At 44.5% G+C, this 26,389-nt stretch carries 21 protein-coding genes; 16 read left to right on the forward strand and 5 right to left on the reverse strand.

Annotated elements, in window-relative coordinates:
- Positions 1 to 17 precede the first annotated feature (17 nt).
- The 4 genes from BW931_RS10995 (at position 18) to BW931_RS11010 (ending at position 6,820) form a co-directional block, all read left to right on the forward strand.
- The gene (locus BW931_RS10995; RefSeq protein ID WP_200802047.1) at positions 18 to 983 is read left to right on the forward strand and encodes a GIY-YIG nuclease family protein; all 966 of its coding nucleotides are present in this window, start codon (positions 18 to 20) and stop codon (positions 981 to 983) included.
- Between the two features lie 149 nt (positions 984 to 1,132).
- Positions 1,133 to 2,617, forward strand: a complete 1,485-nt coding sequence (locus BW931_RS11000) for a type I restriction-modification system subunit M (RefSeq protein ID WP_076572308.1) — start codon at positions 1,133 to 1,135, stop codon at positions 2,615 to 2,617.
- Entirely contained in the window at positions 2,610 to 3,875 is a 1,266-nt protein-coding gene (locus BW931_RS11005; RefSeq protein ID WP_076572310.1) for a restriction endonuclease subunit S, read from the forward strand. Before BW931_RS11000 ends, BW931_RS11005 begins: the two co-directional genes overlap by 8 nt.
- Complete coding sequence (locus BW931_RS11010; RefSeq protein WP_076572313.1) at positions 3,872 to 6,820, forward strand: type I restriction endonuclease subunit R; 2,949 nt, start codon at positions 3,872 to 3,874, stop codon at positions 6,818 to 6,820. Before BW931_RS11005 ends, BW931_RS11010 begins: the two co-directional genes overlap by 4 nt.
- 37 nt (positions 6,821 to 6,857) lie before the next feature.
- Here the strand turns inward: BW931_RS11010 and BW931_RS11015 are convergent, their stop codons facing one another.
- Positions 6,858 to 7,592 (reverse strand): M48 family metallopeptidase, encoded by a 735-nt coding sequence (locus tag BW931_RS11015; RefSeq protein WP_234972628.1) that lies wholly within the window; start codon positions 7,590 to 7,592, stop codon positions 6,858 to 6,860.
- A 148-nt stretch (positions 7,593 to 7,740) separates the two neighbouring features.
- Here BW931_RS11015 and BW931_RS11020 point away from each other — a divergent pair, with 148 nt between their 5' ends.
- From BW931_RS11020 to BW931_RS11030, 3 genes are all read left to right on the forward strand, one after another.
- Positions 7,741 to 9,852, forward strand: a complete 2,112-nt coding sequence (locus BW931_RS11020) for an HI_0552 family protein (protein ID WP_084193928.1) — start codon at positions 7,741 to 7,743, stop codon at positions 9,850 to 9,852.
- A gap of 3 nt (positions 9,853 to 9,855) precedes the next feature.
- Positions 9,856 to 11,151: a hypothetical protein gene (locus BW931_RS11025; protein WP_076572317.1), complete on the forward strand. Its 1,296-nt coding sequence runs from the start codon at positions 9,856 to 9,858 to the stop codon at positions 11,149 to 11,151.
- Between the two features lie 175 nt (positions 11,152 to 11,326).
- Positions 11,327 to 12,454 (forward strand): DUF4145 domain-containing protein, encoded by a 1,128-nt coding sequence (locus BW931_RS11030; RefSeq protein ID WP_076572319.1) that lies wholly within the window; start codon positions 11,327 to 11,329, stop codon positions 12,452 to 12,454.
- Here the strand turns inward: BW931_RS11030 and BW931_RS11035 are convergent.
- Positions 12,428 to 12,931, reverse strand: a complete 504-nt coding sequence (locus BW931_RS11035) for a helix-turn-helix domain-containing protein (protein WP_076572321.1) — start codon at positions 12,929 to 12,931, stop codon at positions 12,428 to 12,430. The genes BW931_RS11030 and BW931_RS11035 overlap by 27 nt on opposite strands.
- Positions 12,932 to 13,132: 201 nt before the next feature.
- Here BW931_RS11035 and BW931_RS11040 point away from each other — a divergent pair, with 201 nt between their 5' ends.
- Genes BW931_RS11040 through BW931_RS11050 form a run of 3 tightly spaced genes read left to right on the forward strand, consistent with a single transcriptional unit; the run spans position 13,133 to position 16,103 of the window.
- Positions 13,133 to 13,900, forward strand: coding sequence for a GGDEF domain-containing protein (locus BW931_RS11040; RefSeq protein ID WP_076572323.1), 768 nt, complete (start codon positions 13,133 to 13,135; stop codon positions 13,898 to 13,900).
- Positions 13,897 to 15,108 carry a glycosyltransferase family 2 protein gene (locus BW931_RS11045; protein ID WP_076572325.1) on the forward strand — a complete coding sequence of 404 codons (1,212 nt, stop codon included), beginning with the start codon at positions 13,897 to 13,899 and terminating at the stop codon, positions 15,106 to 15,108. Before BW931_RS11040 ends, BW931_RS11045 begins: the two co-directional genes overlap by 4 nt.
- A 26-nt stretch (positions 15,109 to 15,134) precedes the next feature.
- Positions 15,135 to 16,103, forward strand: coding sequence for a hypothetical protein (locus BW931_RS11050; protein ID WP_159435705.1), 969 nt, complete (start codon positions 15,135 to 15,137; stop codon positions 16,101 to 16,103).
- Positions 16,104 to 16,170: 67 nt separating this feature from the next.
- Here BW931_RS11050 and BW931_RS11055 read toward each other — a convergent pair whose 3' ends face one another.
- The 3 genes from BW931_RS11055 to BW931_RS11060 all read right to left on the reverse strand — a co-directional run bounded on the left by BW931_RS11055 (position 16,171) and on the right by BW931_RS11060 (position 18,894).
- Positions 16,171 to 17,361, reverse strand: coding sequence for an IS256 family transposase (locus BW931_RS11055; RefSeq protein ID WP_076572329.1), 1,191 nt, complete (start codon positions 17,359 to 17,361; stop codon positions 16,171 to 16,173).
- 226 nt (positions 17,362 to 17,587) lie between these two features.
- Entirely contained in the window at positions 17,588 to 17,734 is a 147-nt protein-coding gene (locus BW931_RS13560) for a hypothetical protein (protein WP_159435707.1), read from the reverse strand.
- A gap of 62 nt (positions 17,735 to 17,796) precedes the next feature.
- The gene (locus tag BW931_RS11060) at positions 17,797 to 18,894 is read right to left on the reverse strand and encodes a YkvI family membrane protein (protein WP_076572365.1); all 1,098 of its coding nucleotides are present in this window, start codon (positions 18,892 to 18,894) and stop codon (positions 17,797 to 17,799) included.
- A gap of 185 nt (positions 18,895 to 19,079) precedes the next feature.
- Here BW931_RS11060 and BW931_RS11065 point away from each other — a divergent pair, with 185 nt between their 5' ends.
- The 6 genes from BW931_RS11065 (at position 19,080) to BW931_RS11090 (ending at position 26,375) form a co-directional block, all read left to right on the forward strand.
- Complete coding sequence (locus tag BW931_RS11065; RefSeq protein WP_076572331.1) at positions 19,080 to 21,011, forward strand: fructose-1,6-bisphosphatase; 1,932 nt, start codon at positions 19,080 to 19,082, stop codon at positions 21,009 to 21,011.
- Positions 21,012 to 21,163: 152 nt separating this feature from the next.
- A complete protein-coding gene (locus tag BW931_RS11070) occupies positions 21,164 to 22,711 on the forward strand; it encodes a histidine kinase N-terminal 7TM domain-containing diguanylate cyclase (protein ID WP_076572333.1) in 1,548 nt (515 codons plus the stop codon).
- 47 nt (positions 22,712 to 22,758) lie between these two features.
- Complete coding sequence (locus BW931_RS11075; RefSeq protein ID WP_076572335.1) at positions 22,759 to 23,607, forward strand: patatin-like phospholipase family protein; 849 nt, start codon at positions 22,759 to 22,761, stop codon at positions 23,605 to 23,607.
- A gap of 132 nt (positions 23,608 to 23,739) precedes the next feature.
- Positions 23,740 to 23,973: a YkvS family protein gene (locus tag BW931_RS11080; protein ID WP_076572337.1), complete on the forward strand. Its 234-nt coding sequence runs from the start codon at positions 23,740 to 23,742 to the stop codon at positions 23,971 to 23,973.
- Positions 23,974 to 24,107: 134 nt separating this feature from the next.
- Positions 24,108 to 25,463: a sigma-54 interaction domain-containing protein gene (locus BW931_RS11085; protein WP_084193929.1), complete on the forward strand. Its 1,356-nt coding sequence runs from the start codon at positions 24,108 to 24,110 to the stop codon at positions 25,461 to 25,463.
- Positions 25,464 to 25,679: 216 nt separating this feature from the next.
- Positions 25,680 to 26,375, forward strand: coding sequence for a CoA transferase subunit A (locus tag BW931_RS11090; RefSeq protein WP_076572339.1), 696 nt, complete (start codon positions 25,680 to 25,682; stop codon positions 26,373 to 26,375).
- Positions 26,376 to 26,389: the final 14 nt, after the last annotated feature.

Genomic DNA, 26,389 nt, shown 5'->3' on the forward strand with positions numbered 1-26,389 from the left:
GCCTTTTCTTTAAATGGATGAGGAATGGTGTACGTATTTTTGTATATCTTATAAAGATAGATAAGAAACGCGTGCTTTATCCCTATCATCCCCGTTACAATGAAGAAAAAGGGAAAAAGTGGGGATACATGATGAAACCTGTAGGAAGAACGATACAAATATTTTTACCATTCGGATCACCGCGTGGGGTGAAGATTGCAGAAATCACGAATCGTACGGTACAGGCAATCTATATTCCACGCCACGAACTACATAAAGCAGCCGAGCGACCGGAAGTGCGAAACGTCGGTATCTATTTTCTGTTTGGACAGAATGCAGAGGACTCGAAGCCGCAAGTCTATGTAGGAGAGGCTGAAGACTGCATGAAACGTCTAGAGCAGCATCATAAACAGAAAGATTTCTGGGAGGCTGCTGTCGTATTTGTTACAAATAACCATCAAAACCAGTTCACAAAAACGGATGTGAAGTTCCTGGAGCACCTCGCTTATGAAGAAGTGCTGCGAATCGGACGTTACAAAATCGATCAAACGATACCGACCCAGTCTTTCGTGCCGGAATGGCGCCAAGTCGATTTGGCCGACATATTCGATACATTGAAGATTTTAATATCGACATTCGGTTTTCCCGTGTTTGAAGAGATGCGAAAAACGACAGTGGAGAATGAGCAGAACGTCTTCTACTGTAAAAGTAAAACGATTGAAGCTCGCGGGGAATATAACGATGAAGGCTTTGTCGTGTTCAAAGGTTCTGGAATACGTCCGGAAACGACGAATGGTTACCATCAGTATTTGAAACTGATTCGCGAAACGTTGTTGAAGGATGAAGTGATTGTTCAAAAAGAAGATGGTAGTTACGTCTTCATTGAAGATTACTCATTCCCCTCTCCAAGCCAGGCGGCAGGAATCGTGTTGGGACGAAACGCAAACGGATGGAAGGAATGGAAGAGTGAAGATGGAAAAACACTCGATGAGCTCAAGAGATAACTTAGTACCCTTTAAGACTACTAAGCTTTTGAAGGGAGTTTTATTTTATTTTACGCAGACTTGAGAGCAGTTCTGGTGAAATGGTGCAAGAAACGTTTCTTTGGTACAATTTTAACTAAGATAAATGATACATACGGAGGTAGACAACAATGAGTAAACTGACGTTACCGCAACTGGAAGCCCACTTATGGGAATCTGCAAATATACTACGGGGGAGCATAGACTCCTCGGATTATAAGAACTACATATTCGGCTTATTGTTTTTGAAACGCCTGAATGACGTGTTCGTGGAAACGGCGAAAACGATTGAAAAAGAAGAAGGAGACGACTACGGATGGTATGACCCCGATGAGCACCAGTTCTTCGTACCGGAACGAGCGCGGTGGTCTCACGTACAAGCTCAGACTCAAGATATCGGGAACACGATTAACAAGGCTTTTGAAGCGTTAGAAGAAGAGAATACGTCACTACAAGGTGTACTTGCCAGTATTGATTTCAATGATAAAGAAAAACTTCCCGACAGCTTACTCCTTCAGTTGGTCCGGCACTTCTCTTCGATAGACCTATCAAACAGCAACTTATCGGAACCGGACATGCTCGGTCGCGCTTATGAGTACCTGATTAAACAGTTTGCTGACGACGCCGGTAAAAAAGGCGGGGAATTCTATACGCCAACGAAAGTCGTGGAGCTAATCGTTAAACTTATCAAGCCTGAGGAAGGGATGCGTGTGAGTGACCCTACAGTCGGTTCAGGAGGGATGCTCGTTCAGTCCGTCGATTATATCAAAGCGAATGGAGGGGACCCTCGGAACCTTTCCTTGCATGGGCAGGAGCGGAATCTGAATACGTGGGCGATCTGTAAAATGAATCTTCTGTTGCATGGGCTGAGCGACCATCGGATTGAACGTGGAGATACGATTCGTGAACCTAAACTGACGGGAGAAGGAAAAGAACTTTTACTTTATGACCGCGTTATCGCCAACCCGCCTTTCTCCTTGAAAAATTGGGGACGGGAAGAAGCAGAGAGTGACGAGTACGGGCGTTTCCGTTATGGCCTTCCTCCGAAGAACGCAGGGGACTTTGCGTTCGTGCAGCACATGGTATCTACGTTGAATCATGAAGGGAAAGCAGGGGTGGTCATGCCCCATGGTGTCCTATTCCGAGGGGGCGCCGAAGGAAAAATCCGTGAAGGTTTGTTGAAAGATGACTTAGTTGAAGCAGTTATTGGTCTGCCTTCTAACCTCTTCTATGGAACGGGTATCCCTGCGGCTATTCTTATTTTGAACCGGAACAAAGAAGAGACGAAAAAAGGAAAAGTCTTTATCCTAGATGGCTCAAAGGACTACCAAGAAAGTGTCAACCAAAATACTTTGAATGAAGAAGGTATTTCGAAAATAGTAGGTGCTTACAACGAATGGAATGATAAGGAAAAATACTGTCGAGTTGTAGACATTTATGAAATTGAAGAGAATGAGTTCAATTTAAATATTGCTAGGTACGTTGACACAACTGAGGAAGAAGAGCTAGTGGATGTTCAACAAGCCTTGGCTGATTTAAATAGCTTGGAGAACGAACGTCATGATGTAGAAGGTCAAATGTATAGATTTTTGAAGGAGTTGGGTTATCGTGAATGAAGTGATACCTCAAGGATGGCAACAACGGAAATTAAGAGATTTTGCAAAAGAAGTTAAAGATAATAATACAAATCTGGAGAACTACGAGGTATTATCAGTTACTAAATATGACGGGTTTGTATCATCACTTAAATATTTCAAAAAGCAGGTCTACAGTAAAGATACTGGAAAATATAAAATAGTGAAAAAAGGTGACTTTGCATATTCTACAATTCATATAAACGAAGGGTCCATTGCACTTTTGAAAGATTTTAATGTAGGCTTGATCAGTCCTATGTATACGGTTTTCAGAATAGATGAAACAGTTGACTCTGAGTATTTGTTAAATTTATTGAGGTCCCATAAGTATATTCAAATTTATGACGCCATAGGTCAAGGTAGCGTGAATAGAAGAAAATCTGTACCTTATACATTACTTTCTAGTTTAGACTTAACTTTGCCTCCTTTATCGGAACAACAAAAAATCACAGCAATCCTTTCCTCCGTCGATGAAGCGATTGAGAAAACGGAACAACTCGTCACTCAGACCGAGAAAGTGAAAAAAGGGTTGATGCAACAGTTGTTGACTAAAGGGATCGGTCATACAAAATTCAAGAAAACTGCTATTGGAGAAATACCTGAAGAGTGGGAGGTCATTCCACTTAAAACTATTATTAATTCTCTAAAGGCAGGGGTGAGTGTTACTTCTGAAAATAGAGAGAAGAATAAAGGTGAAATAGGAATACTTAAAACTAGTTCAGTAACTAACAGACGCTTTGATCCTTTAGAACATAAAACAATCCTCCCCCATGAAGTAAGCAGGGCCTCTATGAATCCAAAATTCGATCATATATTAATCAGCCGTATGAACACGGAAGCATTAGTTGGAGCTAGCTCATACGTAGATAAAAATTACGATGACCTTTTTTTACCGGATCGTCTATGGCAAGCTGAAGTAAATGAAGATTATTGTACATTGTGGCTGAGTTATGTACTTACTTCTTCCAGCATGCGTTCAAAAATTAGCAATATCTCCACAGGAACGAGCGGAAGCATGAAAAATATATCTAAAACCTCATTCTTAGATTTGGTTGTGCCAACTCCAAAATACTCGGAACAAAAGAGGATAACTGATGTTCTGATTAAGTTCGATGATAAAATCCAAGCAGAATCTAATAAGAAAGAAGTTTTGAATATGTTGAAAAAAGGACTCATGCAACAACTTCTCACTGGAAAAGTCCGTGTCCCTATTGAGGATGACGAGGTGGTGGAGGCATGAACATCACCCGTGACTGGAACGAGAAGAAACTCGTCGAAGACCGTGTGATTGATCATTTGAAGAAGCTTGGATATACCCACATCACTGGTACCCAATTGGATCAGGAGCGAGATACGAAAGGTGACGTCGTACTCAAGAAGCGGGTGACGGAAGCGGTTCGTCGGTTGAACTCGTGGATCAATGAGAACAACCTGAATCAAGTGGTACGCTCCTTGACCCACATGGAAGCAACCAGCCTGATGGAAGGGAATGAGTCCTTCCACTCCAAATTGATTAATCGTCTTTCTGTTCAACAGGATTTAGGCAAAGGACGGAAAAGCCAAACCGTACAACTGATTGATTTTGAGAGCCCAGAAAACAACGAATTCCTGGTCGTCGATCAGTTTTCTATCACAAATGCCCAAGGAACCATTCGTCCTGACGTTTTAGTATTCGTCAACGGGCTGCCGTTAGTGGTCATTGAGTGCAAGAGTCCGACGCTTGCGCCTGATGAACAGATGGCGGAGGGCGTAAAGCAGCTGAAACGGTACCAACGAGAAAATGAGACGTTGTTTTTCTACAACCAGTTCATGATTGCCACAAGTAATGATCGTGCCAGAGTAGGGACGATCGGAGCCAAGCTTCAACATTACCGGGAGTGGAAAGATCCATATCCGCATAAGCTTCATGAGATTGGAACAAACCCCTCCTCTCAGGATGTTCTGCTGACAGGAACGCTTGAGAAAGACCGGTTGTTTGATCTGATTCAGAATTTCATTGTTTACGAACCGGAAGAAGGCCGTGTCATCAAGAAGATGGCTCATTATCAACAGTATCGGGCGACCAACCGTGCTGTATCTCGTATCCTGAATGGGAAGAAGCCGAAAGATAGAGGCGGTGTGGTATGGGCTACGCAAGGGTCCGGGAAATCATTATCGATGATTTTCCTCGCTACGAAATTGAGGCGGATCAAGGAAATGAAGAACCCGACGATTGTCGTGGTCACCGACCGTCAGGACCTCGATCGTCAGATTTCCGAGACGTTCCGGCGCTGTGGCTTTCCGAATCCGGAACAGGCGGCATCTGTCGCAAACCTGCGTGAGCTTCTTCGTCAGGGGACTGGGGCGACCATCATGACCCTCGTACAGAAATTCCAGGAATCTGATGGAGAAGACCGATTTCCGGAACTTACTCGTTCGGAGAATGTCATCGTCATGGTCGATGAGAGTCACCGTAGTCAGTACAGTGAAATGGCGCTGAATATGCGTTTGGCGATGCCGAATGCTACGTACATCGGTTTTACAGGAACACCTATCGATAAAAAAGACAAAAGTACGAGAAGAACGTTCGGAGACTACATCGATAAATACACGATTGAACAGGCGGTCGAAGATGGAGCGACAGTTCCTATCTTCTATGAATCGCGGATGGTGGATCTCCACGTCCAGGGAGAAACGGTCGATCAGCTGTTTGACCGATTTTTCCGAGAGTACTCTCAAGATGACCGTGAACGTATCAAGAAAAAATACGCCACGGAAGAAGCGATTACTGCTTCACCGAACCGGATTCGTAGCATCGTTCTCGACATCATCGATCATTATGAGACCCATATTCGTCCTAACGGGTTCAAAGCTCAGGTTGTGGCTGTGTCCCGGGAAGCTGCGGTCCAGTATAAAAAGGTGATGGATGAACTGAGTGACTATGAGTCGAGGGTGATCATCTCCGGCGGTCACAATGACGAGGAAGAGATGAAACAGTATCATTTATCCAAACAGGAAGAAAAAGAAGTGATTCAGCGCTTCAAAAAGCCGATGGAAGATGACAACCTTAGCTTCCTCATTGTTTGTGACAAACTTCTCACCGGGTTCGACGCTCCGATTGAACAAGTGATGTACCTGGACAAGCCGTTGAAAGAACATAACCTGCTTCAGGCGATTGCCCGGACGAACCGTACGTACAACAAGAAGACGTATGGGTTGATCGTCGATTACTACGGAGTGTCCCGTTTCTTGGAGGAAGCACTCGGAATCTTCCATGAAGAGGATATCAAAGGGGCGCTGAACAACGTCGAAGCCGAAGTGCCGAAACTCGAGTCCAGGCACCGGAAAGCGATGCGCTTTTTCGATTATCAGAACCGAGATGATCTGGAAGGATGCCTCGCTGTGTTAGAGCCGGAAGACATCCGTAATGAATTCGATACGGCATTCAAGCAGTTTTCAGAAAGCATGGATATGGTGATGCCGAACCCGATTGCCAAACCGTATCTGGAGGACCTCCAGTGGCTCGGGAAGATTCGCAAGCTTGCCAAGTCCCGGTATCATGTGGAAGAGGGCATGGATATCTCCGATTGCGGGGAAAAGGTGCGGCAGTTGATTGAAGAGCATGTCTACGCGTCGACACCGGATATTTTATTCGATCCAGTCAATATTTTATCCAACCGTTTTGACGAGAAGCTCGACGAAATCAAAACACCGGAAGCGAAGGCGGCAGAGATGGAGCATGCCATCAAGCATGAAATCCGTATCAGGTTAGAAGAGAATCCTGTACTATATACGTCGCTGAAAGAGCGACTAGAAGAGTTGATCGAGAAGCGGAAAGAACGTCAGATGTCGATTGAAGAACTGTTAGAGGAATACAGAGAGATGCGGGAAGAAATGATGAACAACGCAGAGGAGAGCAAGGAACATGGCTTTGAGCCGAAGCAATATCCGTTCTTCCAGCTGTTGGAGCAAGAACTCTCCGAGCACGAAGAAGAGAACGTCAAAGAACTGACGCACGTTATTACGGACGTCATCCAGGACTTTGCGGTCATCGACTGGACCGAGAAGGACGACGTGAAGCGGGAGATGCGAAGTAAAATCAAACGTCAGTTACGAGCAAGTAATTGTCCAAACAAACAAGTGGAGAACGTGGCGCGACAGTTGATGAGTCTGGCGGAAGTTCACTATAAACACAACTCTTACTAAGACGAAAAGCATGATCCAGGGTGATCATGCTTTTGGTTTATCCGATGCAGTGTAATTCGATGCCGTGGACCCGGAGCCATTCTTTCCGTCCTTCATAATCAGGAAGGACCGATCGGATAAGATTCCAAAACTTTTCATTATGTTCCGGTACGGCGAGGTGGGCGAGCTCATGCACAATAATATAATCGATGACACGGACAGGGGCCAAAAGAATGCGCCAATTGAAATAAACGTTACCTTCCGGCGTACAAGTCCCCCATCGCTTCCGTTGATTTCGGAGCGAGACGGAACGAGGGGTAACTCCCAAATACTTCTGGTATCGCTGCACCCTCTCCTTTATTTTTAAGAATCCGTGGGATTTGTACCAGTCGATGAGTGTTTGTTCCAGCGTTTGCTGAACTTGTTCCTGCGTCCAATTCCGTGGGACGGTGGCCAGGAATTTGCCCTGATGGAATTTGAAAGAAACGGTGTCGAGAGCTTCCCGGTACACTTTCAGTTTGTAGTTCCTTCCAAGATAAGGGATTTTTTCCCCACTGACAAAATCTTTGGGAGTAGCCGGCTCGTTCACTTCCCCTAGGGCCTTTATTTTCGATAAGATCCAGGGAGCTTTTTGTTGAATGAGCCCCTGAATTTTCTCTTCCTCTAGGGAAGGAGGAACATAGACAATGACACCGTTCACTAAATCTACGGCTATCTTCATATCTTTGCGTTCATGAGAGTAAATGAAGTACTCAATAGTGGTCGTGCCATATTGCAAGGTGGGCATAGTCATCACGTTCTTTCCTAATCTTTGATCTGTTCTCATCATAGCAGTTGTCCGTAAGAAAATAAATTCTTATAGTTCTGGAGAATCGAGACTCAAGTTTCACTATAATAACGTCACCTTATTTATCATGAATGATGACTGACATTACTTTTTAATGAGGAGAATAATTGTGAAAATACCAGCACAACAGTTTGAATTATTACAAGGACCGCTACGGTTGTTTGCCAATATGAAAAAGGAATATACAGAGAATGAAATCGCTGAAATAAAAAAATCACACCAGAAAGGCTGGAGAGACTGGAAGGAACTGATGACAAAAGTATTGGGTCAGTTGGGTAAAGGGTACGAGGCGGAGACAGAAAGCTGGACCAACGGATGGCTTATACAAAAACGCTTCTGGACGAGGATCAAACGTGTGGAGAGAAAAGACGACGCTACTTGTAATTCTGTAGCGATGAACGGAGATTCTTTGCGTGTCCATTTAGAATGGCACAACAATCGTAGCGATAGGTCAGGTAATTCGATTGAAGAACATAACGCATGGATTAACTACGTAGAAAAATGGGTTGCAGAACAGTCTATAGACCCTGCCGACTTTAAAGTGTGGACCTCTTTGGAAGACGAAGACGAGGAGTACATAACACTGGAAACGTATCTTCAGGATGAAGAGATCCAGGCACAATACAATCAGATGGTTCAAAGCGAGGAGAATACCTGGATAAGAGTGGGTAAGGTGTTCACGAAAGAAGAAGTGTTGACATGGGACCAAGCTGAAGAAGCAATTGCGAACGTCGTCCGAGACCTGGATAATCTTTACGAAAAAACAAAATCAGCACCCAAGCCCAAGAGAAAGTACTGGTTATTCAATGTTTTCTATTCCAAGAATAGCGTCGTTTGGGAAAAGAGTAGGGCACAAGGGATTGCAGCTATGCAATATGAAGAAGGGAGACAATCTAAGTCTGTCGTTACGAAAAACCTGAACATTATTGAGAAAATGGCACCCGGAGATTATGTTATTGCCTATACAGGAAGTAGAGGCTTTCTGGCAATAGGCGAAGTGACCACACCGTTTTATCAGGAAAAGGACGAGTCAAAGTACATATATGCGGATGTCAAAAAAGATGAAGGGTGGAGACAAAGAATCGGCGTGAATTGGTTCAAAGTAGTGGAGGAACCTGTAATGTCGAATGATCCCGGTCTGAAAAACAGGTTAGGAGTGGATCCGTCTACGGTTATGAGTTCGGCTACTATTTTTGAAATACCTGAAGAAGGCTATCGTTTCGTCAAAGGTCTTATAGAAGGAACAGAAGAAGAGATAGAAGTTCCTCAGGTTACTTTTAAAGCGAACAAACTCCCTGGTCACTTATATTTTGAAGGAGAAGAAGAGTTAGTTACACAAGTGCGGACAGCGATGGCGAATGGCAAACATATTATTCTGACGGGTCCTCCCGGCACAGGTAAATCCAAACTGGCTAAATATATATGTGATATGTTCAAAGCGGATTATAAAATGTCCACTGCTACGTCCGACTGGTCGACGTACGAAACTATAGGCGGTTACCGACCGAATAGTGATGGGACGTTGTCATTCAGCCCGGGTCTCTTTCTTGAATGTTTCAAAGACGAAACGACAAGCCTCCCTCAAAACAAATGGCTGATTATCGATGAGATGAATCGGGCGGATATTGATAAAGCATTCGGCTCCCTGTTCTCTGCATTGACGGGAGACCCTATTACGTTGAATTTCCAGACGAAAAGTGGAAGGCCACTCCTCCTGAAGCCTCAGAAGGATGAAAAAACGGTTGTGCCGAATGAGTGGGAATATATCATCCCTAAGAGCTGGCGTTTGATAGGAACGATGAATACGTTAGACAAAGCTTCCTTGTACGAAATGAGTTATGCGTTTATGAGAAGGTTCGCTTTCATTCCTGTTGGTATACCGAGGGATATTGACGATCAGTTAGTCAAAAATTATTTAGAAACGTGGGAAATAGCGAACTTTAAGTACACTGACACTTTAGTATCGATGTGGAAGTATATCAATGAGTATCGTCCTATCGGGCCGGCCATTATAGAAGATATAGCGAGGTATGTGAAAGATGAAGGGGACCTGACCTCCGCTATCATCCTTTATGTATTGCCTCAGTTTGAAGGACTGCTGGATAAAGAGATTTTGGAATTCATTCAGGAGGTTCGAGAGGTTCCGGAGGTTGAAGAGGATAAGCTTATTCAATTTGCTGAAGATTTCTTTCATATAAAGGGGTAACGTATGAAGCGGAGTGCAGAAGAACTCATAGAAGAAATTAGTGACTTTCTCGTCGTTTATCTTAAATCGGGGAAGGTAGGATTCAACTCATTTATTGAAAAGACGGATTTGGAGATTTCCAACCTGGATCAACTATTGCAAATTCATTTTCTAATGCAGGCGGAAGTGAAGGAATTCGTAAGAGAGCTGCCAACCCTCATTCGAAGGTTTAAAACCTCGACTACATTAAAGCAGGATACGTATCACGGGAAAATAAAAGGGCAGGTGAACTGGCCGAGGACCATCAATGAAAGATTAGCGAAAAATGCCAGGGACCGGACAATTTTTGCGGTGAACGAAAGGAATCGGGAGTACGCTATAAAAGAGAACCAAGTTTTGCTGGAACTCCTTCAAGTGCTGGAGACGATTCTTTTCACTACTATTGATAATAAACACTACGAGAAATACGCATGGTTTCAGGAGTGGAAAAATCTAAAATTGATCGTCCGCCAGATGCTTACGAAAAATGTGTATCTATCTCGTGTACGCAGAGAACAGGCAAAAGTGACCGATCGGATGGTCATCGATACGTTAAAGCATCGCAACCCTTTATATCGAGGGGCAGCTTCTCTTTTACAACAGTATAGGAAAATTAAAGAGGGGGAGATGAACGAGGAAGAAATTCGTCATCTTCTCAGGGAGACCTTTATATTTCCAAAGGAAGAATCTGTTCTGTTCGAGCTTTACTGGGTAGTCCGATTAATTGAAACAAATACGAAAAAGGCCCGGTTGAACGTTATGGATGGCAACAATAATCTTGTTGCCGAATGGGAGGACAAGACTTACTTATACAAGCTCTATCATGATTCCGATGGCTCCTCAGAGCTTAATTTTTCTGTAAGTACGAAGGAAGTCGCAAGCTATTATCACCCCTTCCTCAATCGTCAATTAGCTTCTCATCGAAGTGCAGAAACACTGGCTCACAAGTTTTTCGGAAAAGGATTCGACTCTTCGATGTATTGGAGAGGGCGTCCTGACATAATAGTGGAGATGTATGACAAACAAGACCACCAATTGAAAAAAGTCGTGATTGGTGAAGTGAAGCATACGACCAATCAGGAATACGCCATCACGGGTCTCCGTGAACTTCTTGACTACCTCACATTAATAAAGAATAAGTCCGGGGAATACCTTGAGGATGTCGGTAATGTAACAGTTAAGGGGATATTATTTACGGACCGGGTCACTTCTGGAAAAGTCGGGGAAGGTTATCTCGATTTGAGAGAGGTGGACAAAAGAGTAGTACACGTCTCCGTATAAGAAGTGTTTTCGAACCAGCACAAATCATCTCCATTTTTTTGTAACCCCTTACAAAAAGTGCAATAATAATTATTTAAATTTGCAAATTCTCGTTAAAATGAAAATAGAGCTAATGTATTTATAATCAATTTATTACTTCAATGCTCATACAATACATCAAGGGGGTAACTTAACGATGAGCGGAACACATCTTTTCGGGTTTGTAAATACGATTTCGAAAGATCTGTCTTCACTGGTGGAAGATATAGAAGAAAGTTTGTTTTCCCAACCTCAATCAGTATTGATCCAAGCTAGGCTTTATACGGAAAATCTGATGAAGATTGTAAGCAAGCAGGAAAAATTGGAGACAGTAGTTCCACTTAAACATGCTGAACGAATTTATAGATTATATCGCCAAAACGCGGTAGAAGGGGAAATATACGCGAAGCTTGAATGGATCAGAAAGAAAGGTAATAAAGCTGCTCATGATATTCACGCTGCAACGTACGAGGACGGATTCAAGGCTCACCGTTACCTTTTTGATATCAGTGTCTGGTACGTGCAAGTGTATGGCAGCTATGATTTCGAAGCCCCTATATATAAGTTGCCCGAGCCGAAAAAGAACGAATCAGGGTTATCCGAGGAAAAAGTAAAGGAATTAGTCCAACCCTTTGTAGAACAAAGTTTTCACCAAATGGATGAAATGAAGCGTGAGTTACAGAACCAACTAGAAGAAATAAAAAAAGAAAGAGAAGTCTTATCTAAATCTAAAGAAGCGGATACTGAGAAAGTCGAACAAGAGGAAAATCCTCAGGAAGAATTCTTTTTATTTAAATACTTGGACGAAGAAGGAATAGAGTACGTGGATAAACGCGATAAAAATGGCGCTTTGTGGATTATAGGAGACTGGGGTATAAAAGATAAGCTTTTTGCCTTAAAGCGACGTCACCTCTACTTCCGTTTTGCTAAAAAAGGAGGGAGGGCGACCAACAACCAGCCTGCCTGGTTTCTACTCAATAAAAATTTTCAAGAGAAACCAGAGGATTTTAAATGGTGGGAGAAAGAAGATAAGAATAAAGAAGGTTCAGACATTATAAGTAAAGATGTAGAAAAACCTGAAGATGCGGGAGCCAGTTTTTCCATCTCTTTAGAGGTGTTAGAGGCCAGTGACTGGGTGTCGAAAGGGCAACTTAAGATGCCTTACCACTTAGAAACAGTAAATTTGTACCAAACGTCTGATCCGGTACTTTCGAACTTAACGGGTTGTTCTACCTTTGAAGATATTACGGAGGAGAAATTAAGAGAAATTTATCTTTTTAAGTGATGGCTTGTCATGTGGTTTTTCTTTTGCAAATGAAAGCCAATAGTTTTTAACTTTGTCGATCAATTGTTCTACTTGATCAAGGGCATAGGCAGTTATTAACCCGTCTAATTTTTTCTGTAATGCTTCTTTTAATTCTATGACCATTTGTTCTTGTATAGATGGATCCAAAGATGAAAGTTCTTTGTTCAATTCTTCTAGAGGGGTAAGAGCAGCTGAAGATTCTTCTGAGCTATAACTTCTTGTATCTTTGTCTGGGTTATAATAGAAATCTTCGTCCCTAAGTTGAAGCAATTCATCGAATGAAATATTAAAATAGTCTGCCATTTTTCCTAGCATGTCATCTGAGCCCTTCCTTGTTCCTTTTTCAAGGAAGCCAATGTAAGCTGTAGAAATTCCCAGATGCTTTGCTAATTCAGCTTGGCTCTTTCCTGATCTCTTTCGCAAAGATTTCAACCTGGCACCTAACGAATTTTCCATTAGTTATTCCCCTTTCACATGTATGCACCATAAACTTAACTAGTCTTGTAACTTAATAGAATTATGGCCATACATTTGCAAACCTAATCATATAAATTAGTACTTGTTTAAAATATCAATTTTCTACATTATGTTTCACGGATAATTCTAAGCTATGGTAAGATATAGGTAGTGAATCTTTTTTACTATGGAGTTGTTTAAATGGAAAAACCTAACCTAATTTATGGGTTGTTTATAGTACTGTTTACTTTAGTTGCAGGTTTTTTAACGATAGAGGATAATTATCAAATAACTTATTTGGTAGTTATTTTGGCTACAGGAGGGTTGTTTACGTTTTTAAAAAGTTCAATTGCATTTATTATACTTATCTCAGAAGTGATTGTTACTGGCTTTTTATTAACGTATGATGCTTATCAAGCTAAGTTAACATCAATTGATCAACTTCCTTTGGTCTTTAACCATCTAATGTTTGCAGCTATAGTTACTGTTTTATGGATTATCTTTTTTCTACTAAAGAGAGATTCAAAAAGATTGTTCCAAATGAAGGATAAGCTATCTAGACTTCAAAGGTTTGAGGAGCAAACAAATGTATTCACCAAGAACGAATTTATGGAAAAAGCAAAAGTGATTTGGGCGGGTTTGAAGAGAAGGGATGAACGAGGGTTAATTATATTTGTTTCTATCAATCCATCGATTCAACACACCGAAAATGCAATCACTAAAACAATTGGTAATACCCTGATAACTACAGTTCGAGGAGATTTTGATTTAGTAGGCAGGTATGACTCGAATACATTTATTGTTTTGTTACAAAACACAAATGAAAAAGGGAAAGAGATAGTGCTAAATAGATTTAGGGGATTACTGGACAATCAGATCGATCTTTCGAATCAAATATTTATTGTGTCTGAAGAGGAATTAAACGATACATTTCTTGAGACTGAACTATATAGCGGTGAGGCCCAATGAGTTATGTATTAGTAGCTATCATGATATTTTTCTGGGTAATGCTTGTATTTTACTCTGTCTTGACTATTGCCGGAGCAATTGATCGGAGTAGACAAAGGAAAGTTGAAATTAACGATTATCCATCCGTTGACGTTTTAATACCAGCTCATAATGAGGGAGTAGTCATCAAACGTACTTTAGAAGCTATGGTTTCTCTCGAATACCCTGGGGAATTAAACGTTTATGTACTTAATGACAATTCTAAAGATGAAACTTCAGTAATAGCAGATGAATTTGATAGTTTGTATAAGAATGTACACCATATAAGAGTACCCCCTGGAACTCCAAAAGGTAAATCCAGGGTCCTGAATTATGGACTATCGATATCATATAGTCCTTATTTTGTTATTTTTGATGCAGATAATCAACCAGAATCAGAATCAGTAAAATTATTAGTAAATAAGGCAGAAACAACTGAAAATGCTGCAGGTGCCGTTGGGTACGTTAAAACTTTAAATATGAACAAAAACTGGCTGACTAGAATGATTGGACTTGAATTTCAGGTCCATCAGCTTATGATGCAAAGTGGTAGATGGTTACTTTTTCGCACAGGATCTCTAACCGGAACTAATATGTTGCTTAAACGAGATGTTATAACCGATTTAGGAGGATATGACCCGTATGCATTAGCTGAAGATGCTGAGTTAACAATGAGAATATCATCGAGAGGGCTAGTCTTACCAATCGTTCCTGATGCACGTACCTGGGAACAAGAACCCGAAACACTTAATACATTAGTGAAACAAAGAACTAGATGGTTCCAAGGTAATATTTATTTACTTGAAAAGGCATTGTTCAGTAAGAGTTCTTGGCAAAGAAAAACTTTAGTGCATACTCTCCATCATTTGTCGGTTTACTTGCTTTTTGTCATATTATTAAGTATATCTCATATATGGTTCATCATAGGAATTTTTGGTCTTAGTACAGAATTCATTCAAAGTCCATTGATTATGTTTTGGTATATGAGTTATGTGGTCTACACTATACAGCACGCTAGTGCTATGGTGTTTGATAGAACAGTGAGTGTCTATAATAGTTTTATATCGGTCATAATGTATTTCACTTATTCTCAAGTATTTTTAATACTATTAGTTCGCAGTTTGTTTTATTACATTAAAAACAGAAGAGGAAAGAATCAAGTGGAATGGGATAAAACTATCCGGTTCTAAAGGGGACATATATGCGCAAGTTTCTAGTGATTTTTATCGTTTTAGTTTTTATAGGAGGAACTTTTTATATTTATAACGATGGCAATAATCATCAATCTACAAAGAGATTTATAGAAAATAATTTCATCAATCAGAAAGGTGAAATTAAAACTTATATTAAAAAGGAAGAATATTTAACAGAGAGCATTGGACTTTACATGCGTTTTTTATTATTGACTGATCAAAAGGAAGCTTTTCAGCAACAAGCAAAAAAAGTTGAGCAAATTTCTCAGGGCGGCTTTGTTCAATGGAAAAGTCAAGATGGTCATTCGAATGCCTCTGTAGATGATCTTCGAATTATGAGGTCTCTATATGAAGGAGCGAAAGAATGGGATAGTGAATATAAAACTATTGCTGATGAAATTAAAACTTTTATCAAAGTCCATCAAATTAAAAATAATTTAATTGTCGATTTCTACGATATGAAATCTCAAAAAGCTTCCCAAGATATTCGTTTGTCATATATCGATGCCGAAGCTCTCGACTATTTTGATAATCAAATAAAGGAGGTCCATGTAAACTTATTAGAAAAAGTGAAACAGGATGTGTTTTTCCCTGAAGTATATGAGATAGATTCAGGGAATTTCAATCGTCAGTCAGAAGTGAATATGATAGATCAGAGTTTGATAGCTTTGAACAGTAATTTACTTGAAATTCAAACAGAAAGTTTTTTTGAATTCGTAGAAGAAGAAATGCTGGAGTCAGGAATAGTATATGGAAGGTATGACAGAGATACGTTAGAATCGACTGTGACGTATGAATCTCCCTCTGTTTATGCGATTTTAACCATAACATATATAGAGAATGAAAATCTTCACGATGCTCAAATGTTTTACGATAGAATGAAAGAGCTTCAAACTGATGATGGTGGGTATAAAAGCAGTAATAGTAACGCTCATTTTTTTGATAATGTACTACCGGCCATTGCCGAAGAGAAATTTTTGGAGCATAAATGAAGTGATACTTTAATAGGTACCGTCAATAAGTTTGTGTAAAACAGTAGGGTGATCCTCGGAGGAGGGGTTAGCTTTTCTCCTCTGTCTCAGTTTGAGACCCATACCGTTCTTCGAACATGGTGTGCAGTTCAGGGCTTGCTTCCTTGAAGCCACGGAGTCTGCGTGTAGACCATTTGGTGTTGCATTCATCTGAAACCATATAGATCACCTTTTCTACGGCTTCTTCGGACGGCAGGCTGTTCATCGTCTTCAGCCGTTTCTTGAATTCCTTCATGGTGCGCTCGATGATGTTTGTCGTGTAGATCATCGGGCGGATGGAGGAAGGATAGTTCAGGAACGTAATGAGGACGTGAAAGTCCTCCCTCCAGGATCTGGCGATTTTCGGATACTTCTTCTGCCATGTGTCACAGAAGGTGTCCAACTGTTTTTCCGCTTCTTCTTTACTGTTGGACCGATAAATGGCTTTCATGTCTTCACTGATGGCGGAACGGTCCTTTTTCCGGACCTTGTTCAGCGTGTTCCGTACTTTATGGACGACACAGCGCTGCACATCAGCTTTTGGATAGATAGCTTTCATCGCTTCCTCCAGACCGGGAAGACCATCGAAGATTCCGAGAAGAACCTCCTCACAACCACGGCGATAGATGTCCGAGAGGACTTCCTCCCAACCGAGGGAGCTTTCCTGACCACCGACATAGAAACCGAGAATCTCGCGATACCCGTCTTCCGTAACGCCGATGACCACGTAGACGACCTCATTCGCCACATCGTCCCGGCGCAATTTCAGGTACGTGCCGTCGAGATAAAGAACGGCATATCTTTTCTGGAGAGGGCGCTCCTGCCAGGCACGGATGTCTTCCATCACCACATCGGTGATGTTACTGATCGTGCCAGGGGCGTAAGCATGACCGAGGATATGCTCGAGGAAGTTTCCGATTTCACGCGTACTCATGCCTTTGTGATACATGGTGACAATCGTTTCCCCCAACCACTGTTCGTATCGCTGATAGGGCTGAAACATTTCTGTCTGAAATGCATTGTCCCGATCTCTCGGTACCTGGAGGTCTTCGATACGTCCGTACTTTGTATCCAATTGGCGGCCATAACTACCGTTTTTATAATTTTTCAGTTCCGGATTCTCTTCGAAGAACTGGTTCATTTCTTCCTTCATGACAGTCTCCAGCTTTTCCTGAACGAAGGAACGGACCATGTCCTCTAATTGATTTTCAAAGTTGTTTTGTCCTATACTTGTAGACATAGGTAGGGGATCCCCTTTCATGAGTTGATTTGGTCGTTAACTATGAGGATACCCTACCTCTTTTTTTGTCTTCAAGAGCTTTACACAAACTATTGTACGTCATCAGTGCCGTTTTAATATTGTAAGAGCATTTGGAGTTTGAGGTGAGAGTCCTGTTGTTTCATCCTATTATAGGGTACTGCTAAAAATAGAGGTATGGGTGAAAATAGTATGGTAGATATTATGACTAGAACACACGGAGACTCCTACGGGAACAGCACGAGCTGAAGATCCCCCTGATCAGGCGCTTCGCCTGATTAGGGAAGCTGAGGCCGTGCCCGTGGAAAGCGACGCGTCGTTCTTTTACTATACTTTTGTCGTATATTTTTTCCATAAAAAACTCCCTGCACGCGTCCCGGGTCCTACATTCCGGGTTACGCACGCAGGGAGTTTCTTTTAAGCGGATCGGTGTTCTTCCGCTGCCGCTTTTTCTTTACTCAGGCGGAACGGAGCGGTAATGAGGGCGGCAATCAGAAACAGCCCCATGTAACCGATCAGCGGATAGAAGATAGCTACAAGATCGGTGAAGCCGACGAAGCTGAGCGCGAGTGCTACAGCGCCGACAGTGAAAACGAACTGCTTATGCTGCTTCGTACCGACAGTCGTGAATCTCGCAGCGAGAGAGAAAAACATACTGATGGCCGTGTTGAACACCATACCGAACAGGACGATGGAAAACAGCACTCCAAGTCCCGGTGCAATATCGTCGACGAGCTTCAGCATCGGCATATCCACGTTTGCGACAATGTCCACTTTCGAGAAAATGGCCAGGTGGCTGAGGACAATCATCAGTCCGAGAGAGAGGCCTCCGAGCAGTCCTCCGATGGAAGAGGTGCGTTCGTTATCTTCGTTCCCTCCCATCAGGAGCGACATCGATGCCCCGACGGCGATGTTGAATGATACGTAGTTAAGAGCGGAAATGAACCAGCCCGGTAGAAACAGGAAGGAACTCTCAACGACCGAATCCTGCGCTTTTGCTGTAGCATCAAGACTGCTGAGTCCTCCGTCCATCGTAGCTATACTGTATACAGCCACAAGAACGACGGTGGCAATGAGAAAAGGGGTAATACTTCCGATGACATTCACCACTTTCTCTACATTCATCAGAATGGTGGCGACGACGAGCACACTCATCAGAATCGTGCCGAGCACACTCGGAAGCCCGAACTGCTGACTCGGTATGGAACCGGCCCCGGCAATCATGACCACTCCGACGCCGAATAGCGTAAAGATGATGACGTAATCGACGATGAGACCGAGCCATTTTCCGCTCACCCGGTAGATGGCTTCTTTGTGGGAGGTGGCTTTCATTCTTGTCCCCAGTTTCGTCAGCATCATGCCCATATAGGCGAAGATGGCGGTGGCGATGATGGCACCAATCGTTCCTGCGTACCCGTAACTGGTGAAATACTGCAAAATCTCCTGGCCGGAAGCAAATCCTGCCCCGACGATGATTCCGATGAACGCACTGGCGATCCGGAGAACTTTCTTCATTATGAAAAACTCCCTTATGTATGGTACAAGCTCTTTTAACTTTACCATGTATCCGCTTTCCTTTAAAAGGAAAATGAAAGGATGCAGCGAAAATAGGGACAATTTTCACCCGTCACAATATGTCATCATAATATACACTATGTTATACTAATTGAAATAATATACATACATAGGAGCGTGATCAGGTGAGTAAAAAATACCTGGATTTACTGGCGGAGAAATACGGCAGTGAAGAGGAAGTTGTTACGGAAATCATCAATCTGGAAGCGATTCTCAATCTGCCGAAAGGGACGGAACACTTCGTGAGCGATCTGCACGGGGAGTACCAGGCCTTCCAGCACGTCCTCCGGAACGGTTCCGGAAAAGTGAAAGAGAAAATCCGGGATATTTTCAAAGACGAATTGAGCGAGCAGGACATCAGCGAGCTCGCAACGCTCATCTACTATCCGGAGGAGAAACTGAAGCTGATTAAAGGGACCTTCACGAGTGATGAAGAGCTGAACGAGTGGTACAAGACGATCATCGTACGGATGCTTGAGCTGATTCCTTACGCTTCTTCCAAGTATACGCGCACCAAACTGAGGAAAGCTCTGCCGTCGCAGTTCGTTTTTCTCATTGAAGAACTGCTTTACAAAACGGACCGGTACACGAATAAAACCGACTATTACTCAAGCATCATGGAGCAGATCATTACGCTGCGTCAGTCCGATAAACTGATCGCCGGACTGGCGTACACGATCCAGCGTCTCGTCGTCGACCATTTGCACGTCGTCGGAGATATTTACGACCGGGGACCGGAGCCGGACAAAATTATGGATACCCTCATCGACTATCATTCCCTCGATATCCAGTGGGGGAACCACGACGTATTGTGGATAGGCGCCTACGCAGGGTCCAAAGTCTGTCTCGCCAACATATTGAGGATCTGTGCCCGCTATGCGAATCTGGATATTATTGAGGATGCCTACGGAATCAATCTGCGTCCGCTGCTCAGTCTTGCGGAGAAGTATTACGGGGACAACCCGGCATTCCGCCCGAAACTTCAGGGGGATGAACGGCTGACGGAACAGGAGCAGCTCCAGATCGCCAAAATCCATCAGGCGATTGCCATGATTCAGTTCAAACTCGAAAGTCCAATTATCAAACGCCGTGACTGCTTCAACATGGACGGGAGACTTCTCCTTGATAAAATCGATTACGAGCGGGAGGAGATATACCTGAAAGGGAAAATGTACCCGCTTGAGAATCCGTGTTTCCAGACGATCGACCCGGAAGACCCGGCCCGGCTTCTCGAAGAAGAGCAGCAGGTGATTGATAAGCTTCTCTTCTCCATCCAGCATTCGGAGAAGCTGACGCGGCACATGAAGTTTCTTATGAAAAAAGGGAACCTGTACCTGAAGTACAACGGGAATCTGCTTATTCATGGCTGTATTCCGCTTGACGAGGACGGCAATATGGAAACGATGACGATCGAAGGGCAGACGTACGGAGGCCGTGATCTTCTCGATCTGTTCGAAGAGAAGCTCCGGTACAGCTTCGCTCATCCCGAAGAGACGGATGATCTGGCTACGGATATGGTGTGGTATCTGTGGACGGGCGAGTATTCGTCGCTGTTCGGCAAACGGGAAATGACGACGTTTGAACGGTACTTCATCAGCGATAAGGCGACGCACAAAGAGGAAAAGAATCCTTACTACTACCTGCGTGAAAACGAGGAAGTGTGCCGGAAGATGCTGGAGGATTTCGATCTGGACCCGGATCAGGGTCATATCATCAACGGGCACACGCCGGTGAAGGAAATCGAAGGAGAGAACCCGGTGAAAGCCGGCGGGAAGATGGTCGTCATCGACGGCGGCTTCTCTAAAGCCTATCAGTCCACGACGGGAATCGCCGGTTACACGCTGCTCTTCAACTCCTTCGGTATGCAGCTGGTGGCCCATCAGAAATTCAGTTCCCGGGAAGAAGTGCTGAAAGACGGCATCGACGTTCTTTCCGTACGTCGTCTCGTAGATAAGGAAATGGAGCGGAAGCTTGTGAGAGAAACGAATATCGGCACGGAAATTCAGTCACAGATCGACACGCTCCGTTACTTACTGGAAGAAAGGTATATGAAATGAGAGTGGCCCCCGGCCGCTCTTTTTTTGTATGCTCACTGCAAAAAAATGTAGAACCGGAAAATATTGTGATATTTTTTTGTTTCAAATTCAAATTATTCGGTTATCTATGGTAATATGATACAAAAGAACCATTAAGAACGGAGGAAGCAAAGATGAACTGGATCGACCCCTATATCTTTCTGCTGATGATTCTGGCTATCGGTGCGTCGTTCGTGGCTGTTGCGTTGCTGAAATCTCCCCGGAAACTGCTTCGTGATTTTTTGGCGGGGGCGGCAGCTTTAAGTTCACTCTTTATCATTCTTACTATATTTGAACTACAAATCGAAAACAGAAACGCTATGATAATCCTTAGAAATTTCCAGCAGATTTCCATAATTTTTGCTCCGATTCTTCTGTTCGGCTATGCGAAAGAACTGCACAGGGAAGATGCAAAGACCACACTAAGGCTCACAGGGTTACTGGCTTTGCCGTCTATTCTCGATGTCACCCTCGCTTTTACGGATAAGTGGCACGGATGGATGCGGGAGAGTGTTACGGTCGAAACGGTGTGGAACTACACGGAGCTTTCCATTACAAGTACTTCTGTGAACTCCGTATTCAGCTCATACTCCTACGCCATTTCTTTACTTACCGTTTTTTTACTGGTGCGTAATATGTTCGATGTCCCGAAACACTACCGGTCCACTCTCGGACTCTCCGCGGTGGCCGTAATCCTCCCGATAGTATCCATTACGGTTCTGTCGCTGCTTGAAGTGAAAGTGCCGGGGATGTTCGCTTTGTCATACGGTTCCATGGCGCTTTTGCTGATCATAGCGAACCGGAGCCGGGACTTCAATACGGTATGGCCGGTGTCACGGCAGCTGGTACTTGAAAATCTGTCGGAAGGCATTTTACTCATCGACGCCCGCGGCTGCATCATAGAAGCGAACCGGGCGATTTGTGATATGGCTTCCCACATTCATAAAAAGGACGTCTGTCCGAAAGATCTTCTTCATCAGAGAGCCGTTACGGTGTTCAATGGGGTGGAAGGACTGGAGAAATCCATGGAGAAAGGTGGAGACACAGAGTTTTCGGTGGAAGCCGGAGAACGTTTTTACGATATAGCAGTAACGAAACTGAAGGAGAAACGTCAGCCGATCTGGCTCGTCGTCGCCAAGGAGGTAACAGATCAGAAAGTGGTGGAACGGGAACTCGAGCATTTGGCTTCTCTCGATTCGCTCACCGGGCTCAAAAACAGAAAAGCTTTTCTGAGCGAGTATGAAAAAGCAGGGGCGGTAGAAGACAGGGTGTTCGTTCTTATGGATATCGATTACTTCAAAAACTTCAACGATACCTACGGGCACGTGGCAGGGGATGAAGTGCTGCGTGCTATGTCGGAACTGCTCGGGGAACATTTCGGGAAAGAAGGGGAAGTCGTTTCACGCTTCGGAGGGGAAGAGTTCGGGATTCTGCTGCAGGGGAAGCCGGAGGAAGTGGAGACGAGGATCACCCGGTTCTGCGAACATCTGAAAAGGCTGAACAAGGAAACGGACAGCCTGATTAGAGAAGAGATCACCGTTAGTGCAGGGATACACGCCTTCACCTCCGGGGAGGAGTTCGACGCCGTCTACCATTGTGCGGACCAGGCGATGTATGAGTCGAAACGTAACGGCCGGGATCAGCTCAGTTTTACGGGCCGCCTTTCTCCGGTGAAAAGTTGAAGTACCTGCATAGAAAAAGGTAGAATGGAAGCAACAGGAGGAATTTTATGGAACAGACCGGATTAGTTCTGGAAGGAGGAGGAAGCCGCGGTATATACACAGCCGGGGTTCTCAATCGCCTGATGAAAGCGGGGATCTATCTCCCTTACGTCAACGGGGTGTCTGCCGGAGCCTGCAACGGCTCTTCCTATGTCGCACGGCAGCTGGACCGCAACCGGGCAGTTCTCATCGATTACGTAAAGCATCCCGACTACCTGTCGCTGCGCAATCTTCTCAGGAAACGACAGCTGTTCGGTATGGACTTTCTTTTTGATACGCTGCCGAACCGGCTGGAACCTTTTGATTATCATACATTTGCTCAGGCGAAAGAAGAGTTCGAAATCGGTACGACGGACTGTGTTACCGGGGAAGCGGTATTTTTCGATAAGGAAAACTACAACGAACATATGCTGACGCTCATGCGGGCTTCGAGTTCTCTGCCGATGGTGGCCCCTCCCGTCCCGTTTAACAACCGTATGCTGATGGATGGCGGGATTGCCGATCCCATCCCTCTTATGAGATCCATCAGCCGGGGGAACAGAAAGAACGTAGTCGTGCTGACCCAGGTGCGCGATTATTACAAAAAGCCGCAGTCGGTCGGCTGGTACATGAAGCGGAAGTACCGGGAATACCCCGGGCTGCTGCGGGCGATGGAGAAACGGCACATCGTCTACAACGAAACACTGGACTACATAAGAGAAGAAGAGCGGAAAGGGAATGTATTCGTCATTTCTCCCTCTCATGCTCCGGGGGTCGGCCGGGTCGAGCGAAACAAAGGGAAATTGACCACCCTCTACGAGCGGGGCATCAGGGATACACAGCAACTGGAAGCCTCTCTTAATGAATTTTTGCAATGAATCGGACCCCCGTGGTGTCCGGTTTTTGTTTATATTACAAACGAAGAAGTGCAACCTTTTGCACAATCCCCCTTGATTTTGAAATCGTTTCCACCTAAAATGAGAGAAAATGTTAAAAGGGGAGTCGTTCGAATGTCTACTGTCGAAGAGAATGGGCAAGCTCAAATCGGAGATATCGTAACATTTACACGCAAGAAAGAGCAGTGGATGGGAAAAGTCGTTCCGTCCGGATGTGCAAATTCAGTGATCGTCGATTTACGCGTGATGGAAGAACTTCCTGATCGGGAAAATTCCTCTTACCTTACCTGCGTCAACCATAAAAACTACCATATCGTCTCACGGGCGACCGAAACGTCCGTGGAATAATAAATTCAGGCAGCGTACCTGTCCGGGGTCTCTCCGGGCAGGTATTTTTATGTCCGGCCTCCGGGGCAATGGAGTCACCACAGACAGGACGTGGTAAACTTTTTGACAACAACTATCCTAAAAGGAGTTCAGTGATGTCTTTATTTGAGAAATGGAATAAATATATGTTCGAGACGTTATTCGGGAGTACGGAGCATTGCATCGTCGTAGTGGATAAAGAAGGGGTCATCACTTATATAAACAGCGGGTATGCTGATTTTATCGGTGTGGACCGGAAAAAAGCCGAAGGAAGACACGTTACGGAAGTCATCGAAAACACGCGTATGCATATCGTGGTGGAAACGGGCCGGGAAGAGGTAGCGGATCTTCAGTACATACGCGGGGACTACATGATCGCCAACCGCATTCCTGTCTTTGAAGACGGAGAGCTTACAGGGGCGTTTGGTATGGTGCTGTTCCGTGATACGGATGAGTGGAAAGTGATGAACACGAATGTCAAAGAACTGCTGATGGAGCTTGAGTCCTACCGGGAAAATTTCAAAAAGAACACCGGCGCCTCCTACTCCCTTCATAACATCGTCTCCCATTCCCCGAAAATGATGGAAGTGAAAGACACGGTAAGAAAGATAGCGACAGGGGATGCATCTGTGCTGTTGAGAGGGGAGAGCGGGACCGGGAAGGAACTGTTCGCTCACAGTCTCCACAATTTAAGTGAGCGGAACGGGGAACCCTTTATCAAAGTGAACTGTGCAGCAATCCCCGAGCAGCTGTTTGAAGCGGAGCTGTTCGGCTATGAGGAAGGAGCGTTCACCGGGGCGAAAAAAGGCGGGAAAGCCGGTAAGTTCCAGCTTGCCGACGGCGGGACGCTTTTTCTCGATGAAGTCGGGGACATGCCGCTGCACGCCCAGGTGAAAATATTACGTGCCCTGCAGGAAGGGGAAGTGGAGCCGCTCGGCTCGGAGACATCCGAACTGGTGGACGTACGCGTCGTGGCAGCTACGAATCAGGCGCTTGAGGAACTGATCAGCCGCCAGGAGTTTCGGGAAGACCTGTACTACCGGATCAACGTCGTGTCTGTCGATATCCCTCCCTTGCGCGAACGGCCGGAAGATATCCGTCTGCTTGCCAAATACTTCCTCAGTAAAACCGGGGACAGCAGGAGGAAGAAAGTCGAGGGATTCTCCGAAGCGGCCATTCAGGTGCTTGAGGGGTATCCGTGGCCCGGAAACATACGTGAACTTGAAAATACGATCGAGTCGGCGGTGCATATGGCGGACGGGACTTACATCGAAGTGTCCGACCTTCCCGGGAGTATAACAGCCGCTTCCGTTACCGAAGAGGAAAGCCTGAAAACGATACTGGAACGAGTGGAGAAAGAAACGATCGAGCAGGCTCTCACGAGGACCTCGGGGGACAAAAATGCGGCCGCTGCACATCTCGGCATCGGAAAGACGAGCCTTTATGATAAAGCGAAAAAATACGGTATATGACTGGCAGGTGACACCTTCACAAAACAGCCATTCCGGAAAAGCGGAAACTATTCCGCAAATCCGGAATGGTTTTTTATTTATGATGTAAGGGTTTTCATAAAGGTGTGCCGAAATTTTTCCGGAAATCCGGAAAAGGAGAAAAAGATACCCCTGTCTGCCGGCGTCCGGAAAGTTGGCACGATTCTTGCATAAGTAAGGGAGAAGGGAGTGGAACATATGAAAAAGATATATACAACGTTTCAGGAAGCGGTTAAGGAAATAAGGGATCATTCCACTGTGATGGTAGGAGGGTTCGGGCTCGTCGGGATACCGGAGAATCTCATACTCGGCATCGTCGAATCCGGAGCGAAACATCTGACGGTCATCTCCAACAACTGCGGAGTGGACGACTGGGGACTCGGCCTTCTGCTTGAGAATAAGCAGATTGATAAGATGATCGGGTCATACGTCGGGGAAAACAAGGAGTTTGAACGGCAGGTTCTTGCGGGGGAGCTGGAAGTCGAGCTTACGCCGCAGGGGTCACTGGCAGAAAAAATCCGGGCCGGAGGTGCAGGGATTCCCGCTTTTTATACACCCGCCGGAGTCGGAACACCGATTGCCGAAGGAAAAGAGATCCGGGAATTCGACGGCAGAGAATACGTGCTGGAGGAAGCGCTCACGGCTGATGTGAGTCTGGTCCGGGCAGCGCGCGCGGACCGTTTCGGGAATCTCGTCTACAACAAAACCGCCCGCAACTTCAATCCGGAAATAGCGGCAGCCGGGAAAGTGACGATTGCCGAAGTCGAAGAACTCGTGGATCCCGGAGAACTGGACGGCGATCACATCCATACGCCGGGAATCTACGTCCAGGGTCTTATCGAAGGACAGCAGGAGAAAAGAATTGAACGTCTGACCGTGCGTCAGGAAGCATAACGAAGGAGGAGTCG

This window comes from Salimicrobium salexigens (assembly GCF_900156705.1).
In the GTDB taxonomy this organism is placed as follows: domain Bacteria; phylum Bacillota; class Bacilli; order Bacillales; family Halobacillaceae; genus Salimicrobium; species Salimicrobium album.